This window comes from Pseudomonas sp. D(2018) (assembly GCF_005502555.1).
In the GTDB taxonomy this organism is placed as follows: Bacteria; Pseudomonadota; Gammaproteobacteria; order Pseudomonadales; family Pseudomonadaceae; genus Metapseudomonas; species Metapseudomonas resinovorans.
In genome coordinates this window covers 44281-63745 of record NZ_SCOK01000011.1, presented here as the reverse complement: position 1 = coordinate 63745, position 19465 = coordinate 44281, and the positions used below count along the sequence as shown (strand labels likewise).

Below are 19465 nucleotides of genomic sequence, written 5' to 3'. Positions count from 1 at the left end.
TCAGGGCTCGACTTTCTGTCGGGCACGCTTCCTGAACTGCCCGGGGCTCTCGCCGGTCCAGCTACGAAAGGCCCGATGGAACGCGCTGGGCTCCTGGAACCCGCTCATGATGGCGATTTCGCTGATGCTGAAGCGGTCGCCCTTGAGCAGCTCGAAGGCCACCGAGCGGCGCACCTCGTGCTTGATCTCCTGATAGCTGAATCCCTCACGCTCCAGTTGGCGGCGGAAGCTGGTGGCATTCATTCCCAGTTCCTCGGCCAGGGCGACCAGGGTCGGCGGGATGAAATCCTCCTGCTGCCGCAGGCGCCGGAACACCCGCGCAGCCAGGCTCTCGTCGTTGCGTATGCGCACCACCAGCCATTGCGGCGAGGTGCGCAGGAAGTGCTTCAGCGCGGGCAGGTCCTGCACCACGGGAAGCGCCAGGTAGCCGGCATCGAACACCACTTCGGTGCGATCGGCGTCGAACTCCAGCAACGGCCCCCACAGCAACGGATCGGAACCATGGGAAGGACGCGGATGGCCGAATCGGGTCCGGTCCAGGGGAATGCGCCGACCAACGAGCCAGCAAAGCACCCCCAGAACGATATTGAGGAAGATCTCTTCCGCGCTGCCCCTGATGGCCTGATTGGCCATCGATGTTTGCAGGCCGATCACCGCCTGGCCGTTGCGCACCTCAAGGCTGGCGCGGATGTCATGAATGAACAGCCCCAGGTACCTCAGGTATTGCGACAGCGCCTTGCCCAGGGTCGGCTCCTGGATGAGGCCCCGACAGATCAGGGCGAAGCTGCCGCGCGGCAAGCCATGGGAATCGAACCCGAAGAACTCGTCGTTCAACTCCCGGACCATGGCCAGCCAGAAACTGTGGACGGCCGTGGCAGGCAGGCGGGCGTCCGGCAGCTCCAGCGATTGGGCGTCGATGCCCGCCTCTTCGAGTATCGCCCGCTTGCGCTCAGGCGCGTCCTCCAGCTTGTGCAGTGCTGCCTGGACGAGATACGCCGCCACCGAATCCTGTTCCCGCATGCTGCCTCTCAATGCTCCGCATAATTCCGGCGGAAAGTCCGCCCATGATAGTTGAGCCTGACGTCCGCCAGACAGCACGCCTGTGGCAAAAACTACCACGCCGAGCTGCGCAGTTTGGGCATAGGCCAGCGCCCTCCCCGCGCCTAGACTCGGAACCCTGATTGGAAGGTGGGCATCAGCGCCCATGCAGGAGGTAAGGTGGGTTTCACACAGTCCGCGAGTCACGATGCCATGCCGGATGTCCGTCGCGACAACTCGTCAGCGTCGCGTTTCGAGCGCAATCGTGAAAAAGCCCTGGAGCTCTTCGCCTGCAAGGGTTTTGGCCAGGTCAGCCTGCGTGAACTGGCAACCCACCTCGGGCTCGCCGCCGGCTCCCTGTATCACCACTGCAGCAGCAAGGAAGAACTCCTGTTCGAGTTCATCGAGGAGTACTACGAAGGGCTGCTCGCGGTTTCGTCCCGGTCGAACCCGCGCAAGCCTTGCATCGAGCGGCTGCATGAACTGGTCACCGCATTGATCGAACTGCACAGGGCCCGTCCGCTGCACTTTCGCCTCGCCATGCAGGAGCGGCATTGCCTGACGCCTGCCCACCAGCTGCGCATCGACGAGCTGGAACTGCGCTGCCAGGAATACTGGCTGCGCGACGTCGGCCTGGCCGCCGAGCCGTCCTCGGCTCGGCGCAAGGCGGCCGGCGATGCGCTCTCGGGCATCTTCCAGCAAATACCCAACTGGCTGGAGCACTCCGGACTTCCCGATGCCGAGCGCTCAGCATTCCTGGAAAGCCTGATCCTCGGCGCCGTGTCCCAGTTGATCAGTTTCCTCAAATCCTCTTCACCCGTGCCAAAGCAAGGTAACTCCCATGCCCCAGTATTGCGCTCCGCTTCGTGATCTGCGCTTCGTCCTGCACGAAGTCTTCGATGCCCCGTCCATCTGGGCTCGCCTGCCCGCCCTGGCCGAGCGGGTCGACGCCGATACCGCCGACGCCATCCTGGAAGAAGCCGCCAAGGTCACCGGGCAGCTCATCGCCCCGCTAAACCGCAGCGGCGACGAGGAAGGCGCGCAATGGCAGGACGGCGTGGTCACCACCCCGGCCGGCTTCAAACAGGCCTACGCCACCTACATCGAAGGTGGCTGGGTAGGTCTCTCCGGCAACCCGGACTATGCCGGCATGGGCATGCCCAAGATGCTCGCCGTGCAGTTCGAAGAGATGCTCTACGCCGCCAATGCCAGCTTCGCCCTGTACTCCGCCCTCTCCTCGGGCGCCTGCCTGGCCATCGACGCCCACGCCAGCGAAGAGCTGAAATCCACCTACCTGCCACCCCTGTACGAGGGCCGCTGGGCCGGTTCCATGTGCCTGACCGAGCCCCACGCCGGCACCGACCTGGGGATCATCCGTACCAAGGCCGAACCCCAGGCCGATGGCAGCTACAGCATTTCCGGCACCAAGATCTTCATCACCGGCGGCGAGCAGGACCTGACCGAGAACATCATCCACCTGGTGCTGGCGAAACTGCCGGACGCCCCGGCCGGGCCCAAGGGTATCTCCCTGTTCCTGGTGCCCAAGGTCATGGTCAATGCCGACGGTTCCCTCGGCGCGCAGAACGCGGTTTCCTGCGGCTCCATCGAACACAAGATGGGCATCAAGGCCTCGGCCACCTGCGTGATGAACTTCGACGGCGCCACCGGCTACCTGATTGGCGAGGCCAATAAAGGTCTGGCGGCCATGTTCACCATGATGAACTACGAGCGCCTGTCCATCGGTATCCAGGGCATCGGTTGCGCCGACGCCTCCTACCAGAACGCCGTGGCCTACGCCCGCGAGCGCATCCAGAGCCGCGCACCTACTGGCGCAGTGGCCAAGGACAAGGCGGCTGACCCGATCATCGTGCACCCCGACGTGCGCCGCATGCTGCTGTCCATGAAAGCCATGACCGAGGGTGGTCGCGCCTTCGCCTGCTACGTCGGCCAGCAACTGGACCTGGCCAAGTACGCCGACGACGCGGACGAACGCCAGCGCGCCGAAGCCCTGGTGGCATTGCTCACGCCCGTCGCCAAGGCCTTCTTCACCGATACCGGACTGGACAGCTGCGTGCTCGGCCAGCAGGTCTTCGGTGGCCATGGCTACATCCGCGAATGGGGCCAGGAGCAACTGGTACGCGACGTGCGCATCGCGCAGATCTACGAAGGCACCAACGGCATCCAGGCCCTGGACCTGCTGGGCCGCAAGGTCGTCGCCAATGGCGGCGCCGCGGTGCGCCTGTTCTGTGCCGAGGTGCGCAGCTTTGCCGGCCAGCCCGGCGCGCCCTATTCCGGCGAACTGCTGGAAGCCCTGCAGCGCCTGGAGGGCACCAGTGAGTGGCTGCTCGACCAGGCCGCCCGCAACCCCAATGAAGTCGGCGCTGCCTCGGTCGAATACCTGCAGCTTTTCGGCCATGTGGCCTACGCCTGGCTCTGGGCGCGGATGGCCCAGGTAGCCCAGGCGCGCCGCGAGGAAGACGAAGGCTTCTACGCCGCCAAACTGGCCACCGCCGAGTTCTACTTCCGCCGCCTGCTGCCACGCACCCTGGGCCTGGAAGCCAGCATTCGCGGCGGCAGCGAGCCACTCTTCGGCCTCACCGCCGAGCAGTTCTGACCCTTTAGCGTGTCGCGCGGCCCAGCCGTACTCGGGCCGCGCCTTTTTAATTTCGTCGTTCCGGCGCCTTTCTCAGGAGATTCAAGCATGCAAGACGTCGTTATCGTCGCCGCTACCCGCACCGCCATCGGCAGCTTCCAGGGTGCCTTGGCGAACATTCCCGCCCATGAACTGGGCGCTGCCGTGATCCGCCAGCTGCTGACCCAGACGGGCCTCAAGGGCGATCAGGTGGATGAAGTGATCCTCGGCCAGGTCCTCACCGCAGGCAGCGGCCAGAACCCGGCGCGCCAGGCCGCCATCCTCGCCGGCCTGCCCCATGAAGTGCCGGCCATGACCCTGAACAAACTGTGCGGCTCCGGCCTCAAGGCCCTGCACCTGGGTGTGCAGGCCATCCGCTGCGGCGACGCCGAGGTGATCATCGCCGGCGGCCAGGAGAACATGAGCCTGGCGCCCTACATCCTCCCGGCAGCCCGCACCGGCATGCGCATGGGCCATGCCAAGGCGCTGGACACCATGATCCACGACGGCCTGACCGACGCCTTCAACGGCTATCACATGGGCGTGACCGCCGAGAACCTGGTGGAAAAATACGGCCTCACCCGCGAGCAGCAGGACGCCTTTGCCGCCGCCTCCCAGCAAAAGGCTGTCGCCGCCATCGAAGCCGGGCGCTTCACCGACGAGATCACCCCGATCCTGATCCCGCAGCGCAAGGGCGACCCCATCGCCTTCGCCACCGATGAAGGTCCGCGCGCCGGTACCACTGCCGATTCCCTCGCCAAGCTCAAGCCGGCCTTCAAGAAAGACGGCAGCGTCACCGCGGGCAATGCCTCCACCATCAACGACGGCGCTGCCGCCGTGGTCCTGATGAGCGCGGCCAAGGCCCAAGCCCTGGGCCTGCCGGTGCTGGCACGCATCGCGGGCTACGCCAATGCCGGCGTCGACCCGGCGATCATGGGCATCGGCCCGGTTTCTGCCACCCGCCGCTGCCTGGAAAAGGCCGGCTGGAGCCTCGAAGACCTCGACCTGATCGAAGCCAACGAAGCCTTCGCCGCCCAAGCCCTGTCGGTCAGCCAGGAACTGGGCTGGGACATGGCCAAGGTGAACGTCAACGGCGGCGCCATCGCCCTGGGCCACCCCATCGGCGCTTCCGGCTGCCGCGTACTGGTGAGCCTGCTGCACGAAATGATCAAGCGCGATGCGAAGAAGGGCCTGGCGACCCTGTGCATCGGCGGCGGCATGGGTGTGGCGCTGGCTGTCGAGCGTTGATCAGGTAGATCCGCTTGCCGCAGGGTGGGCAGCGCGTCGCTGTCCACCCTCGGTATCCCCCCTTGTCTCGCGGGTGCTACGTCAGTGCATTGACCCGCAACCCATCAATTACCCGCTGATACGCCTCGGTCGATAGCCATATCCGCTCCGGTGATCGAGCGTGCCGCGGGCTGGCAGAGGAAATACGTCAGCTCAGCGACCTCCTGGGGCTGGATGAAACAGGCTCGATCACCCTGCGGATACTTCGCCAGCAACTCGCGGTAGTACCCCTCGGGATCGCCCTGGCCGTAGTGCTCGGCCTGGAACTTCAGCATCGGCGTTTCGATATCGCCCGGCGACACTGCATTACAGCGCACACCGAATGGCGCCAGGTCCAGCGCCAGGGTCTTGGTCAGCAAGGTCACCCCGCCCTTGCTGGCGCAGTAGGCCGCCGCGTTGCGGTTGCCCTGGCGGCCGGCGTCGCTGGAGATGTTGACGATGGAACCTTGGCTTTCCTTGAGTGGCGGGATGGCCGCCGCGCACATGAAGAAGGTGGCCTTCAGGTTCACGTCGAGGACCAGATCGAAATCCTCCTCGCTGAAACGATCCACTGGCCCTTCGCGCCAGACACCGGCCGCGTTGACCAGGGCATCCAGCCGACCGAAGGCCGACAGCGTTGCGGCAACGGCGTCCTCACAGGTCGACGGTCGGCGGATATCGCCGGCGAAGGTGCCGCAGGCAGGGAACTGTGCCTGCAATCGGACCAGGCCCTGTGCATCCAGGTCGGCGGCGAAAACCTGCCAGCCGCCTTCGGTGAATCGCTGCACCAGTGCCCGGCCGACGCCGCCAGCGGCGCCCGTGATCAGTACGACTTGAGTGCTCATGCTGGTTTTTCTCCCGCTCACGGCGCCTTGTTTTCGATCAGGCAGTTGCCACCATCCACCACCAGCAGCTCTCCGGTGATGTAGCTGGCTTCCGGTGATGCGAGAAAGGCCACCGCCGCCGCCACTTCATCCGGGCGCCCCGCCCTGCCGATGGGCACATAGCTCGCGGCGTGCGTTTCTTCTTCCGTGCTGGAGCCAGTGCCGATCCAGCCCGGTGCCACGCTGTTGACCGTGATGCCCTGGCGGGCCACTTCCAGCGCCAGGCCCATGTTCAGGCCCACCATCCCGGCCTTGGCCGCGCTGTAGGCCGCTTCGCCGGGATTGCTGCCACGGGTGCCGGTGGTCGAACTGATGTTCACGATGCGTCCGTAACCCCGCGCCTGCATGCCCGGCAGCACGGCGCGGGTCAGCAGGAACGCCGTGGTCAGGTTGCGGGTGATAGAGAGGTTCCAGGTGTCGAGGTCCATGCTGGCGACCTCGGCGAAGGGTTCGGGGCTGCCCTGCATGGCCATGCCGGCGTTGTTCACCAGGATGTCGACGCGCCCCCAGAGGGACTCGGCCCAGGTCGCGAGGTCGCGCACCTGCTGCTCGTCGGTCAGGTCGGCCGCCCTCCCCTCGGCCTCGAAGCCCTCCGCGCGCAGTTCCGCCACCCGCTGGGCGATTCGGGCGCTGCTCGCGGTGACGATCAATTTCGCCCCGGCGGCCCCAAGCCGGCGGGCTATCGCCATGCCGATGCCCAGTTCGCTGCCCGCGCCGCTGACCAGCGCCACCTGGCCCTGCCAACCTGTGTTGTTCATTTCACGCTCCTGACCGTTGATGTCGATGGAGTAGAAATTAGGTGTTCAGGCCTGATAGAAAAAGACAACAGTTATCAGGAAAACTGACAACCACCATGGCTTTCACCAGCGAATCGCTCAAAGTATTCCTCGCCGTCCTCGAAGCAGGCTCTTTCTCCGCCGCGGCCCGCAAGCTTGGCCGCGTGCCCTCCGCCGTCAGCATGGCGGTATCCCAGCTGGAGGCCGAACTGGATCTGGAACTGTTCGACCGCTCCACCCGCAAGGCCCTTCCCACAGCGGCCGCTCGCGCGCTCGAGCCCCAGGCCCGGCAGGTGGCCAGCCAGTTGAACCTGCTGGATGCCCACGCGCTGCAATTGCATCAAGGTCTGGAAACGCGCCTGGTAGTGGCCATGGCACCGGAACTGCAAACCGGAGCCTGGAGCCGCCCCCTGACAGCCCTGTCCCGTGAGTTTCCGACGCTGCAGATCGAAGTGCGCTCCGCCTCGCAATCGGAGGCCGTGCGCATGCTGCATGAGGGCAGCGTGCAACTGGCGCTGGTCTTCGAGCGTCCGGGGATCGATGAACGCGAGGCCTTTCTCGAAGCCGGCAGCCAGTTACTGGTCGCGGTTGCCGCTCCCGGGTATCCAACCGCCACTGAGGGCATGCCGCTGGGCGAAGCGGAGATGGCCACTATCCGCCAGATCATCGTCGCCTCCGGCGAGCCCACGGCCTCCGACCCGCAGATCGTGCTGTCGCACCGGATCTGGCTCACCGACAGCTACCTGGCCACCCTCGACCTGGTGCAGGCGGGCCTGGGCTGGGCCTACCTGCCACAGCCCCTGATCCAGCCGCTGGTTGCCTCCGGTGCACTGGCCGAAGTCCGCTTCGACAACATGGCCAGCCAGATGCGCCTGTGGGTCGACATCGTCTGGATCAAGAACCGCCCCTTGGGCCTAGGCGCCACGCGCTACCTGGAACTGATGCGCGAGCAACTCAAGCGCGAGCCCGGAAGGGCCTAGCGACGACGCAAGCACCCTGCTATTTCGAGGCCGCGCTTTCACCGCTCGACGCGACCCCGGCAACGGCCTGCTCGGCCGGCGCGGCGGAGAACGTCAGGCAGGCATCGGCCACCGGCCCCTTGCGCAGCAGCTTCACGTCCTTGAAGTAGTCCATGGACATCACCCAGGGCATGCCCGGCCCCTGCCGTGGCAGGTTGGCCAGCACGCGCTGCACATAACCGGCGCCGAAATCCAGTAGCGGCCGGGTCGGCATGCCCGCTGGCGCCTTGGGTTCGCACACGGCGTGGCCGTGGTCATCCATGTAACCCAGCAGACGGCAGAAGTGCTCGCACAGGAGGCTCACCTTGAGCGTCCAGGAGGCGTTGGTGTAGCCCACCGCGAAAGCGAAGTTGGGGATGCCGGACAGCATCATGCCCTTGTAGGCCACCGTCTCGTTCCAGGCGATTGGCTGGCCATCGCGGGACAGCTGCACACCACCGAACACCTGCACGTTGAGCCCGGTGGCGGTGATCACGATGTCCGCCTCCAGCACCACGCCGGACTTCAGGCGCACGCCCTGCTCGGTGAAGCGGTCGATCTGGTCGGTGACGATGGACGCCTTGCCGCTGCCCAGCGCCCGGAACAGGTCGCTGTCCGGCACCACGCACAGACGCTGGTCCCAGGGGTTGTAGGGTGGGTTGAAATGCACGTCTACCGGATAGTCCTTGGGCAGCGCGCGCGCGTTGATGAAGCGGATGATGCGCCGTGCCGCGTTGGGAAAGCGCTGGCAGAAGCGCCACAAGGCCAGCGCGACCCTGGCGTTCTTGTAGCGCACGATGGAATAGGCGGTCTGCTCCGGCAGTAGCTTGCGCAGCAGCAGCGCAATCGGGTCCTTCGCCGGCAGCGGGATCACATAGCTCGGGGTGCGCTGCAGCATGGTCACGTGGGCGGCCTTGTCGGCCATGGCCGGTACCAGGGTCACGGCTGTGGCGCCACTGCCGATCACCAGCACCCGTTTGCCGGCGTAATCCAGGCTTTCCGGCCACCGCTGCGGATGAATCACCTGCCCCTGGAAGCGCTCGATACCGTCGAAGGCCGGGGAGAACCCCTGGTCATAGCGGTAGTAGCCGCCCGCCGAGAACAGCCAGCGGCAGCGCTGGATGCTGCGCTGACCGGTGGCGGCGTCTTCCACCTGCACTTCCCACCACCCGCATTCGCTGCGCCAGTCCGCCGCAATCACGCGCTGGCCGTAACGGATATGCCGGTCGATCTGGTGCTCGGTCACGGTTTCGCGCAGGTAACTCATGATCGCGCTGGCGTCGGCTATCGCCTTCTCGTCCTTCCAGGGCTTGAACTCGAAGCCGAAGGTGTAGAGGTCGGAGTCGGAGCGGATGCCCGGATAGCGGAACAGGTCCCAGGTGCCACCCAGGTCGTTGCGGGCCTCAAGTACCTGGAAGCGCTTGGACGGCTGGTACCGCTTCAGGTAACAGGCGGCGCCGATGCCGGACAGACCGGCACCGACGATCAACACGTCGAGGATGTCCTGCGAGGGGGTCGATTGCGCGGTCACGGCGATTCCTTGTGCTTGTTGTCAGGACCATGCGTGGCAAAGCCATGCTAGAGGCTAGAGCTGGACTATGGTTCCAACAAGCTCCGCTTCGCACTATCCAAAAGCATGGAATCGCGGTGATGGTCGCCCTCCTGGTATTGCGGTAGCCGGTCAGGCGACGATGTCAGGCGCGTCGAAATCCAGTGCCACCAACCAATCGCTCATCATTATTACGTCGAACATTCGCTCCGCCGACGCGGTGCATGCCCCCGCCACCAGTTGCAGTTGCCAGCAGCGCCCGTCTGGCGAACGGGCTTTCAGGGTCCAGCAATCCTGCGATAACCAGCGTGCGAGCAGTTGTTCGATTGATGCTGCGGCCAGCGGTCGGGTGGTGATCATCACCGTCAGGCCCATGGCAACCTCCGGGAGAAAAAGGAGAATCTGATGCCGCGCCGTCGGGAGACGGCGCGGCACAGGTAGTTGGATCGGACTTGCGGGTATCAGGCCACAACCGGGATCAGCGGGTCGGCGGCGGCCAGTGCGGTGGCGCGATCAGCCGCCGGCGGATAGATCCACACGCTGTTGATCTGCTGCTTGAGGGACTTGCCTTCGGCCTTCTCTAACTTGATCTGGCGGTCCCAGCCTTCGGTGAACACCGCACCCCAGGCGCCCAGGTCCAGGCAGGTGACGTACTTGGGCTGGCTGTAGGGGATCGGAGCCACCCCCAGCAGGCTTGCTGCCGCGTTGTTGCCTGCCGAGCGGCCCAGGGCGATGGCGTGCTGGCAGGACATGAGTGCGTAGTTGCCCTGGTCATCGCAAGCGGCTCGGGCCACGTCACCGGTGGCGAACAGACCGTCCTGCCCTGGCACCTGCAGGTTGGCGTCGACGTGCAGACGGCCCTGGCCATCGCGCTCGGCGGCAACCTGCTCGGTCAGCGAGCTGGCGCGTACGCCCACGGTCCACACCACGGTAGCCGCCTCGATGCGCTCACCACTGGCCAGCGTTACGCCACCGGCGTCCACCGACGCCACTGCGCTGTTCAGACGCCACTCCACACCGAGTTGCTCGGAGGCTTCGATGATCGCGCCACGAGGGCCATCACCCAGCGCAGCACCGATTTCGCTGCCACGGTCGACGACTATCACTCGTACATCGGCGTTCTCACCCAGTGCAGCACGCAGGCGGGCTGGCATTTCGGCTGCAGTCTCGATCCCCGTGAAGCCACCACCGGCCACGACCACGGTATTGCGACTGACCGAAGCCGGACGCTCCGCCAGGGACTGGATGTGTTGCTCCAGACGCACGGCTTCTTCGAGCTGGTCGACGTCGAAAGCGTGTTCGACACCGGCCAGCGCCGGGCGTACCACCTGGCTGCCGGTAGCCAGGACCAGACGGTCATAGTCCAGCTCAGCGAACTGACCAGCAGTGGTGCGATAACCGACGCGCTTGCCCTCGGTGTCGATGCGCTCGGCAAAGCCCTGGACGAAGGTCACACCCACCGCGTCGAACAGCTCGCCCAGCGGCGCCACCATCTTGTGTACCTCAGGCTCGTAGAAGCGCGGACGGACGCGCAGTTCGGCCTGGGGCGCGAGCACTACCACTTCGACGTCATCGCGGCCGTGCTGGTCCAGCAGGCGAGTTGCGCTCAGAGCGCTCCACATACCGCCGAAGCCGGCGCCGACGATCAGAATGCGTTGTTTCATGTGTATCTCCAGAAGGCGAAAAGTGAGGTTTTTCCGGGCAGATGCGCCCGACATCTTCATGCCGGGCTGTGAGGTCATCGCCCCGAACCACACCGGCTAACTGCGACTTTCTTGGTCGTAGTTAATTTCGGCAAGCGTTTTTTCTTGCTCGCTGCGCCGCTCGTCGCCATCATCACCTTCAAGTCGCAACAAATCTGGGTAATACGCCCTGCATAGATTAGTATTCGAGGCGTCGGCGTAATCCTGAAGCCTCCATGCAGGGCGCCAATCATTGCGGTACGTGCGAAAACCGCCCTATTAAAGGCGATAGAACTAGTCGGAGTTAAAGATGGCGTTGTATAGCGCGGGCGTGGAGTACGGCATTCACTGCCTCCTCTACCTGGCAGACGAGAAAGGCAACGGCCGCGAAGCGAGCGTGCGTGCCCTTGCCGAACTTCAGGGCGTGCCCCCGGAATTGCTGGCCAAGGTATTCACCCGTCTGGCCAAGGCCGGCCTGGTGGCTGCTACCGAAGGCGTGCGCGGCGGCTTCCGCCTGGCGCGGCCGGCCGACGAGATCACCGTGCTGGACATCGTCCGCGCCATCGATGGCGACAAGCAGATTTTCGAATGCCGGGGCGTGCGCGAGCGTTGCGCGATCTTCGGGAGTGGATGCCCGGCACCGAACTGGGCGGTTGCCGACCCCTGCTCCATCCACGCCGTGATGCTGCAGGCACAGAAGCGCATGGAAGAAGCCCTTGCCCAGCAAACCGTACTGGACCTGGTGCGCCGCGTCGCTCGCAAGGCCCCGCCCGAGTTCGGCGAGCAAGTACTGCGCTGGATGAACGAGCGCCACGACGGCAAGGTGGAAGTCGGCCCGCTCTGAGCCCGCCCAACGGCGGTGATCCCCGTGCGCAGGACCAGATCGTAGGATGGGTAGAGGAACGAAACCCATCGCTTGGGTACGGACGCCGTTGCACTGGGCTTCAACCAGCATGACCCGCCCCCTACTGGAGGCCTGCGGCCTCCTTGGCGAATGAATTCGCCCCCACAATAGAAGCGCCCCTGCGAGTTACAGGCGTTGCACCGCTGCCTTCAGGTCGTAGGATGGGTAGAGGAACGAAACCCATCGCTTGGGTACGGACACCGCTGCACTGGGCTTCAACCAACGTGGCCCGCCCTCTACGGGAGGCCTGCGGCCTCCTTGGCGAATGAATCCGCCCCCACAGGTCGGCGCCCATTTTTCATTGCGGGTGCGGGCATCCTTGCCCGCCGGCTGGCGCCGCTTCCGATCAGCAGGACTGGGGCATCTCGCCGCGGGCCAGGCGCTGGTTGATGTCGTCGATCACTGCCGGCAGGTCGGCGATGGTGTCGATCAGGTAGTGCGGACGGGAGCCTTCGAACAGTTGGCCGATGCGGGCGCGTTCCTGGTCCAGCTAGTCCGCTGGCAAGGCCTTGAATTGCTCATAGGTCAGGCCGAGGGCGTTGCCCGAACAGGTCAGGGCCACGGTCCACATGCCGGCGCTGCGGCCTTCGAGGATACCCGGCCAGGTGTCGTCGATCTTCACGCAGGCGGCGACGTCGTCGACGCCCAGGGCGATCACGTTGGCCAGGGCCTGGGCCGGGTGCGGGCGGCCGTTGGGCACTTCGTCGGTGGCGACCACATGGTCGGCGACGTAGCCGTTCTGGCGCGCCAGCTCCACCACCTTGCTCATGACCACGGCCGGGTAGCCGGAGCAGGAGCCGATCTTCAGGCCCTTCTCACGCAGGGTGGCGATGGCGTCGAGGGCACCGGGGATCAGTGCCGAGTGCAGGGCGATTTTCTCGATCTGCAGCGGCATGAAGCGCTCGTAGATAGCGGTGACGTCGTCGTCCGTGGGCAGGCGGCCGAAGGCGGCACGGTAGCGCTCGCCGATCGCCGGGATGTCGCAGAGGGTGCGGATGTGGTCCCACTTGCCCATGCCCATCGGGCCGCGGGCTTCTTCCAGGGAAACGGCGACGCCGAACTCGGCGAAGGCCTCGACGAAGATCTGGGTCGGCGCGAAGGAACCGAAGTCGACGACGGTACCGGCCCAGTCGAGGATCGCGGCTTTGAGTTGGGTGGGTTGCTGGTAGTGCATGGTCAGTCTCCGGGTAGTGAACGACAGGATCAGTCGGCGCTGGATCCAATGAAGTTGCGGCCACGGGCACCTCGCGCAGCGGTTTCGAGAATGCTCCGGGATTGCTCAGGCGAAAGGCCGTAATCGCCAAACTCGGTCTTCACGTCGAGACTGTGGAGAAACGCCCGCAGGCGCGCCTGAGCCTTGTGCAGATCAGGGCCGAACATCCCTTGCAGGGTGCGATCACGCGCTTCGTCGCGCCCCCACGCCAGTCCCAGCACCAATGGCAGGGTGAAGGAGCAGGCAATGCCATGGGGCAGCCCGTAGCGCAGGGTCATCTCGTAGGAAATGGAATGCGCCAGCGCCGTCTTGGTGTTGGAGAACGCCATGCCGGCCTTGAGCGCAGCCAGCGCCATGCGCGAGCGCAGCTCCTTGTTGCCGGGATCGAGGCGCAACTGCGGCAGGCAATCGAGAATGTCCTCGATGGCGGAGACGGCGAAGGTGTCGGAGATCGGATTGGCGTTGTGGTTCCAGATCGATTCCAGGGCGTGGGACAGCGCATCCAGACCGGTGGAAACGGTGACGCCGGCCGGCACTGTCATCATCAGCTCCGGGTCGACGATGGCCACCTTGGGCCAAGTGCAGTCCAGGTGCAGGGAGTATTTCTTCTGGTTGGCGACATCCCAGAGGGTCGCCCAAGGCGTCACTTCGCTGCCGGTGCCGGCGGTGGTGGGCACCGCGATCAGCGCCTTGGCCCGAGCCGGCACAAAGGCCTGGCCCGTCGCGAGCAGGGTCAGCAGTTCATCGAAGCTGCCGGATGCGGTGCCGACAATCAGTGCCTTGGCGGTGTCGATGGCACTACCGCCGCCGACGGCGATCACGGTCTGGCAGTCACCCGCCTCGCGCCAGAATCGCTCGTAGGTGTCGCGCAACTGCGCGACGTCCGGGTTGGGCTGGACGTCTTCAACCACATGTACCAGGCGTTCGCCCAGCAGCACGTTCAGGCGATCCAGCAAGCCAAGTGCGCGGGCCTCGGGGAAGATCACCAGGGCGACCTTCTGGTTTTCGGTGAGGGACGCAAGCTGGCGAAGGCTGCCACAGCCGAAGCGTGTATCGACTGGATTATGAAAACGGGCAGTCATGACGGCTCCTTTGTTCTTGTTGTCAGAAGGTGGACACCTAGTCAGTGGCCATCGACAACGGCTCAAGTCGATTGTTTGCAGGTCTGCATCGGTACAACCGATACAGGCGCGCAGGCCGCGGCCCGCCGCGCCGGCGTCGAGCCGGGCAGCGGCCTGCGAGGATCAGATCAGTGGGAGGCGCCGCGCTGGATGGCGTTGCGCAGGCGGCTGGAAGCCGTGTCGGCGATGATCACCATCAGGGTGATCACGATGATGCAGGTGGCGGTTTCGGGGTACTTGAACAGCTTCAGGCTGCTGACCAGCTCAAAGCCCAGCCCGCCAGCGCCGACCATGCCGAGCACGGTGGCCGAACGCAGGTTGACCTCGAAGCGGTAGAGCACCACCGCGATCCAGGCGGTAATCACCTGCGGCAGCACACCGAAGACGATCACCTGCAAGGGCCTTGCGCCAGTCGCCTGAAGCGCTTCGATGGGCCCCTGGTCGATCTCCTCGATGCTCTCGGCGAAGAACTTGCCCAGCATGCCCACGCCGTGCAGCGCCAGGGCCAGCACGCCGGGGAACGGCCCCAGCCCCACAGCGGAAACGAACACCAGAGCGAGAATCAGCTCGTTGATGCTGCGGGTCAGGTTCAGGAACTGACGGGTAGCGCCGTAGAGCAGCCGGTTGCGAGTCAGGTTGCGGGCCGCCAGGAACGACAGCGGAACGGCCGCCAAGACGCCGAGCAGCGTGCCCCAGATGGCGATCTGCACGGTTTCCAGTGCGGGCGCGACGAGCCTGGGCAGGATGCTGAAGTCCGGCGGTACGGTGCGGCTGAGGAAGTCGCCGATCTGCGGCAGGCCTGCCGCCAGTTCGCCCAGGCTGAGCTGCGCGCCCTGGGCGCTCCAATGCAGGATCAGCACCACAGCGAGCACCATGGCACCCGTGCCCAGCCAGCCGCGCTGGCCTTGCGGCAGGTCTACCGTCCAGATGAAGTTGCGCGGTTGCATGGTCAGCCCTCCAGTCCCGTGGCGAAGTGCATCGGCACCCGACCGGCCGGACGCAAGTCCTCTGGCTCAGGCGCCTGGCCCGGGTAGATGCGTTGCAGGTCGGCGTCGGTCAGATCCCCACCCGCGCCGTCGAACACCATCCGGCCGTGGGCCAGACCGACGATGCGGTCGCCGAACTCGCGGGCGTAGTCCACCTGGTGCAGGTTGCAGACCACGGTGATACCCAGCTCGCGGGTGGCGTCGCGCAGGTACTGCAGCACCAGGCGCGCAGTCTTGGGATCGAGGCTGGCCACTGGCTCGTCGGCCAGGATCACCTTCGGCCGTTGCGCCAGGGCGCGGGCGATTCCCACCCGCTGCATCTGTCCGCCCGACAGCGAATCGGTCCGTTCATGGGCCTTGTGCGCCAGTTCCACGCGTTCCAGGCACGCCATGGCGAGGGCCACGTCTTCGCGGCGAAACAACTGCAGCACCGAGGTCAGGGTAGAGACCGCGCCAAGGCGACCGGTCAGTACGTTCTTCAGCACCGACAGGCGCGGCACCACATTGTGGTGCTGGAAGATCATCGCCACCTGACGACGCAGCTCGCGGGTGTCGCGGCAGGCCATCGCGTCGATGCCGGCCACTTCGAGACTGCCGGAATCGGCCTGCGCCAAGCGGTTCATGCAACGGAGCAAGGTCGACTTGCCGGCGCCCGACTGCCCGAGCACCACCACGAACTCGCCCGCCCCTATGTCGAGGTCGATGCCACGCAGCACGGCATTGCTGCCGTACTGCTTGGCCAGTTGGCGGACGCTGATCATTTCATGCTCCGCAGATCGAGATCGAGCACCTTGGCGGTGTCGCGGACCACGTCGTAGGCCGAGTCATTGGTGGGCTGGAAGCCGTCCAGCAGGCCCTGGTCGCCCCAGGGTACGTCCTTGATCGCCGCCAGGGCGCTGGCGACCTTCTGCTTCAGCGCCGGATCCATGTCCTTGCGCCAGACCATGGGCGACTCGGGAATCGGACGGGAGGTCCAGACCACCTGGAAGTCCTCCTGCTTCACCAGCCCCTTGGATACGGCATTGGCGAGAATGCGGTCGGCCACGGCGGCGGCGTCCACTTTGCGATTCTCCACCGCGAGGATGCTGGCGTCGTGGGAGCCAGAGAAAATCACCCGCGAGAACAGCTTGTCCGGCTGGTAACCGGCTTGCTCCAGGCCCGCTTTGGGGAACAGGTGGCCAGAAGCCGAGCTGGGATCGACGAAGGCGAAGGTATGGTCCTTGAGGTCGGATAGCTGGCGGATGCCGCTGTCCTTGCGCGCCAGGATCAGGCTCTTGTAAGCGCTCTGGCCGGTCTTCTTGGTCACTGCCACCGAGAAAGCTTCGACATCGGCGACCGTGGTCGCCAGCACGTAGGAGAACGGGCCGAGGTAGGCCACGTCCAGCTTGCCGGCGCGCAGTGCTTCGATGATGCCGTTGTAGTCAGTGGCGACGAAGGGCTCCACCGGCATGCCGAGCTGTTTCTCCAGGCTGTCGAGCACCTGTTTGCTGGTTTCGATCATGGCCTGGGAATCCTCGGAGGGAATCAGGCCAATGGTCAGTTTGTCAGCGGCTTGTGCCTGGCCAGCGGCGATCAGGGGAAGGATGGCGATACCGGCGACGCGGAGGAACTTGGCGAACGTGTGCATGGCATTCCCAGCGGTTGTGGTTGGAATGTGCACAGGCTAGGAACGTCACGTGACAGTCATACGATCAATTCAATATGGGTTCTGCCAACCAAGTATTGATGGAGTCTATGGATGTCCAGCGCCAAGTTGCGGGCCTTCCTGGCCGTCGCCCGGCACGGAAGCTTCAGCGCCGGAGCGCGTGCCCTGGGGCTCAGCCAGCCCACCCTCACGACCCAGGTGCAGAGCCTGGAGCGCCAGCACAATGTCGAGTTGTTCTATCGCCGCGGCCGTCGGATAGAGCTGTCCGAGGTGGGGCAGCAACTACTGCCCATCGCCCAGCGCCTGGCCGCCCTGGAGCTGGAGGCGCACAACCTGCTGCGGGACTCCGGAAGGCTCGACAGCGGCCAGCTCAAGCTGGGCGCCGTGGGGCCCTTCCATGTGATCGAGATGGTGGACAGCTACCGCCAGCGTCACCCTCGCATCGATGTCTCGATCCGCGTGGGCAACTCGGCCCAGGTGCTGGCGGACCTGGAGCAATACGTCACCGACATCGCCGTGCTGGCCGGCCTGCACGACGACCCGAGCCTGTGCGCCGTGCGCTACGCGCGCCACGCGATCATCCTCTTCGCCCGCAATGACCATCCCCTCGCCCGGCGCGGCACCATTGCCCTGGAAGAACTGGAAGGCCAGCGCCTCCTGCAACGCGAGCCCGGCTCGACCACCCGTTCGGCACTTGAAGGGGCACTTGGCGAAGCAGGCGTCACCCCGCGTATCGCCATGGAGATCGGCAGCCGCGAGGCCCTGCGGGAAGCCGTGATGCGCGGGATAGGCCTGGGGGCGGTATCCGAAGCGGAGTTCATCCCGGACCCGCGCATCCAGCCGATTCGCATCGACGGCGACCCGGTGCACACCGAAACCTACCTCTACTGCCTGGCGGAGCGGCGTGGCAGCCGGTTGATCTCGTCCTTCTTCGATGCGGCCCTGGAGTCTAGGGTGAATGTCCAAGCCTAGGGATGGGGCTTGGGATACCCCTCACCAGCGCTGCCCTGGATCAAAGACCGCCACGACGGCAAGGTGGAACTCGGCCCGCTCTGAGGCCATCCGACGGCAGTAATCCCTGTAGGGGCGATTTCAATGGCTATGTCTGCATGACGTGTTGTAGGCAGTTGCATTGCCCGTAGGAGCTGGCTTGCCAGCGAATGGCAGCGTTTCGCTGGCAAGCCAGCTCCTACAAGGCTCTTGGCCCGATGGTGAATTTCTCGCAACAGCTAACGCAGACATAGCCAATAAATTCGCCCCCACAAAAGAGGCACCCCCGCGAGTTACAGGCGTTGCACCGCCGCCTTCAGCGCGCTGGCAAAGCGTTCGGCCACTTCGTCCACCTGCTGGGCGGTGATGATCAGCGGTGGCAGGAAGCGCACCACACAGCCGTGGCGGCCGCCGAGTTCGAGGATCAGGCCACGCTTGAGGCACTCGTTCTGGATGAACGAGGCCAGTTTGCCGAACGCTGGCGGATGGCCGAGGTGGTCGGTGTTGCCGGCCGGGTCGACCACTTCCACGCCGAGCATCAAGCCGCGACCACGAATGTCACCCAGCTGCGGGTAGTCGGACTGCAGGTTTTTCAGGTGGCCGCGCAGGCGCTGGCCCATGGCTTCGGCGTGGGTCGGGATGTTTTCCCGGTCGAGGTAGCGGATCACCGCCGAGCCTGCGGCCATGGCCATCTGGTTGCCACGGAAGGTGCCGGCGTGGGCGCCCGGTTGCCACTGATCCAGCCAGTCCAGATAGACCATCACCGACAAAGGCAGGCTGCCGCCGATGGCCTTGGACAGCACCACCACGTCGGGGACGATGCTGGCGTGTTCGAAGGCGAACATCTTGCCGGTGCGGGCGAAGCCGCTCTGGATTTCGTCGATGATCAGGGCGATGCCGAGGCGCGCGGTGAGTTCACGCAGGCCGCGCAGCCAGGCGTCCTGGGCCGGGATAACGCCGCCCTCCCCTTGTACCGCCTCGACGATGATCGCCGCTGGCGGCAGCACACCGCCTTCCGGGTCGGTCAGCAGGTTCTCGATGTAGCGCAGGTTGACCTCAACGCCCGCCGCGCCACCCAGGCCGAAGGGGCAGCGGTAGTCATAGGGGAACGGCAGGAACTGCACGTTGTTGTTGAGCAGCGCGCCGAGGGCCTTCTTCGGCCCCAGGTTGCCCATCAGGCTCAGGGCACCCTGGCTCATGCCGTGGTAACCGCCCTGGAAGGCCAGTACGGTGCTGCGGCCAGTGGCGGTGCGTACCAGTTTCAGCGCGGCTTCCACGGCATCGGTACCGGTGGGGCCGCAGAACTGGATTTTCGCCTTCTGGGCGAAGTTCGTCGGCAGCACGGCGAACAGGTCCTGGACGAAGGCGTCCTTCACCGGGGTGGTGAGGTCCAGGGTGTGCAGCGGCAGTTCGTCCGCCAGCACCTTCTGGATGGCTTCCACCACCACCGGGTGGTTATGACCGAGGGCCAGGGTGCCGGCGCCGGCCAGGCAGTCGATGAAAGTACGGCCTTCGACGTCTTCGACATGGATGCCACGGGCACGCTTGAGGGCCAGGGGAATGCGTCGTGGGTAGCTGCGGGCATTGGATTCCTGCTGCTTCTGGCGTTGCAGCAGCGGGTTTTCCTCGAAGCTGTAGAGGGCTTCGGTTTCGGTGATCAGTTGCTCTGCGGTGGCTTGCATTGTCGATACCCTTGACTCGTGTTGTTTCGATGCGCCGCCGAACTTGTGGTCCGGCGGCGATTGTTCTTCCCCTCACCCCAACCCTCTCCCGCAAGCGGG

Annotated in this window: 17 protein-coding genes and 1 pseudogene; 6 read left to right on the top strand and 12 right to left on the bottom strand. The window is 65.3% G+C overall.

Features of this window, described 5'->3' with window-relative positions; all coding sequences use genetic code 11:
• Positions 1 to 1020, bottom strand: coding sequence for an AraC family transcriptional regulator (locus tag FFS60_RS09965; RefSeq protein ID WP_137821880.1), 1020 nt, complete (start codon positions 1018 to 1020; stop codon positions 1 to 3).
• Between the two features lie 198 nt (positions 1021 to 1218).
• On the opposite strand from FFS60_RS09965, the gene FFS60_RS09960 reads away from it, so the two are divergent.
• From FFS60_RS09960 to FFS60_RS09950, 3 genes are all read left to right on the top strand, one after another.
• Positions 1219 to 1908, top strand: coding sequence for a TetR/AcrR family transcriptional regulator (locus FFS60_RS09960; RefSeq protein ID WP_051246515.1), 690 nt, complete (start codon positions 1219 to 1221; stop codon positions 1906 to 1908).
• Positions 1880 to 3652 carry an acyl-CoA dehydrogenase C-terminal domain-containing protein gene (locus FFS60_RS09955; protein ID WP_137821879.1) on the top strand — a complete coding sequence of 591 codons (1773 nt, stop codon included), beginning with the start codon at positions 1880 to 1882 and terminating at the stop codon, positions 3650 to 3652. The genes FFS60_RS09960 and FFS60_RS09955 overlap by 29 nt, the downstream gene beginning before the upstream one ends.
• 87 nt (positions 3653 to 3739) lie before the next feature.
• The gene (locus tag FFS60_RS09950) at positions 3740 to 4918 is read left to right on the top strand and encodes an acetyl-CoA C-acetyltransferase (protein ID WP_137821878.1); all 1179 of its coding nucleotides are present in this window, start codon (positions 3740 to 3742) and stop codon (positions 4916 to 4918) included.
• Between the two features lie 104 nt (positions 4919 to 5022).
• On the opposite strand, the gene FFS60_RS09945 is transcribed toward FFS60_RS09950, so the two are convergent.
• Together FFS60_RS09945 and FFS60_RS09940 are read right to left on the bottom strand one after the other, a co-directional pair.
• A complete protein-coding gene (locus FFS60_RS09945; RefSeq protein ID WP_137821877.1) occupies positions 5023 to 5781 on the bottom strand; it encodes an SDR family NAD(P)-dependent oxidoreductase in 759 nt (252 codons plus the stop codon).
• Between the two features lie 17 nt (positions 5782 to 5798).
• Positions 5799 to 6578, bottom strand: coding sequence for an SDR family NAD(P)-dependent oxidoreductase (locus FFS60_RS09940; RefSeq protein WP_137821876.1), 780 nt, complete (start codon positions 6576 to 6578; stop codon positions 5799 to 5801).
• A 95-nt stretch (positions 6579 to 6673) separates the two neighbouring features.
• On the opposite strand from FFS60_RS09940, the gene FFS60_RS09935 reads away from it, so the two are divergent.
• Positions 6674 to 7576, top strand: a complete 903-nt coding sequence (locus FFS60_RS09935) for a LysR family transcriptional regulator (protein ID WP_137821875.1) — start codon at positions 6674 to 6676, stop codon at positions 7574 to 7576.
• 19 nt (positions 7577 to 7595) lie between these two features.
• Here FFS60_RS09935 and FFS60_RS09930 read toward each other — a convergent pair whose 3' ends face one another.
• The 3 genes from FFS60_RS09930 to FFS60_RS09920 all read right to left on the bottom strand — a co-directional run bounded on the left by FFS60_RS09930 (position 7596) and on the right by FFS60_RS09920 (position 10807).
• Positions 7596 to 9125, bottom strand: coding sequence for an NAD(P)/FAD-dependent oxidoreductase (locus FFS60_RS09930; protein WP_137821874.1), 1530 nt, complete (start codon positions 9123 to 9125; stop codon positions 7596 to 7598).
• 150 nt (positions 9126 to 9275) lie between these two features.
• Positions 9276 to 9518: a hypothetical protein gene (locus FFS60_RS09925; protein ID WP_137821873.1), complete on the bottom strand. Its 243-nt coding sequence runs from the start codon at positions 9516 to 9518 to the stop codon at positions 9276 to 9278.
• Positions 9519 to 9604: 86 nt separating this feature from the next.
• Entirely contained in the window at positions 9605 to 10807 is a 1203-nt protein-coding gene (locus FFS60_RS09920) for an NAD(P)/FAD-dependent oxidoreductase (protein WP_028627911.1), read from the bottom strand.
• Positions 10808 to 11135: 328 nt separating this feature from the next.
• Here FFS60_RS09920 and FFS60_RS09915 point away from each other — a divergent pair, with 328 nt between their 5' ends.
• Positions 11136 to 11669 carry an Rrf2 family transcriptional regulator gene (locus FFS60_RS09915; RefSeq protein WP_028627912.1) on the top strand — a complete coding sequence of 178 codons (534 nt, stop codon included), beginning with the start codon at positions 11136 to 11138 and terminating at the stop codon, positions 11667 to 11669.
• Between the two features lie 406 nt (positions 11670 to 12075).
• Here FFS60_RS09915 and phnX read toward each other — a convergent pair.
• The 5 genes and pseudogenes from phnX to phnD form a co-directional block, all read right to left on the bottom strand.
• A pseudogene (phnX, locus tag FFS60_RS09910) lies at positions 12076 to 12903 on the bottom strand (phosphonoacetaldehyde hydrolase).
• A 29-nt stretch (positions 12904 to 12932) separates the two neighbouring features.
• Positions 12933 to 14024 carry an iron-containing alcohol dehydrogenase PsrA gene (gene psrA, locus FFS60_RS09905; protein WP_137821872.1) on the bottom strand — a complete coding sequence of 364 codons (1092 nt, stop codon included), beginning with the start codon at positions 14022 to 14024 and terminating at the stop codon, positions 12933 to 12935.
• Positions 14025 to 14191: 167 nt separating this feature from the next.
• The gene (gene phnE, locus FFS60_RS09900) at positions 14192 to 15010 is read right to left on the bottom strand and encodes a phosphonate ABC transporter, permease protein PhnE (RefSeq protein WP_028627915.1); all 819 of its coding nucleotides are present in this window, start codon (positions 15008 to 15010) and stop codon (positions 14192 to 14194) included.
• Positions 15011 to 15012: 2 nt separating this feature from the next.
• Positions 15013 to 15810, bottom strand: coding sequence for a phosphonate ABC transporter ATP-binding protein (phnC, locus tag FFS60_RS09895; RefSeq protein WP_028627916.1), 798 nt, complete (start codon positions 15808 to 15810; stop codon positions 15013 to 15015).
• The gene (gene phnD, locus FFS60_RS09890; protein WP_028627917.1) at positions 15807 to 16676 is read right to left on the bottom strand and encodes a phosphonate ABC transporter substrate-binding protein; all 870 of its coding nucleotides are present in this window, start codon (positions 16674 to 16676) and stop codon (positions 15807 to 15809) included. Before phnD ends, phnC begins: the two co-directional genes overlap by 4 nt.
• Positions 16677 to 16787: 111 nt before the next feature.
• On the opposite strand from phnD, the gene FFS60_RS09885 reads away from it, so the two are divergent.
• Positions 16788 to 17666 carry a LysR substrate-binding domain-containing protein gene (locus tag FFS60_RS09885; protein ID WP_137821871.1) on the top strand — a complete coding sequence of 293 codons (879 nt, stop codon included), beginning with the start codon at positions 16788 to 16790 and terminating at the stop codon, positions 17664 to 17666.
• A 311-nt stretch (positions 17667 to 17977) separates the two neighbouring features.
• Here the strand turns inward: FFS60_RS09885 and FFS60_RS09880 are convergent, their stop codons facing one another.
• A complete protein-coding gene (locus FFS60_RS09880; protein ID WP_137821870.1) occupies positions 17978 to 19366 on the bottom strand; it encodes an aspartate aminotransferase family protein in 1389 nt (462 codons plus the stop codon).
• Positions 19367 to 19465: the final 99 nt, after the last annotated feature.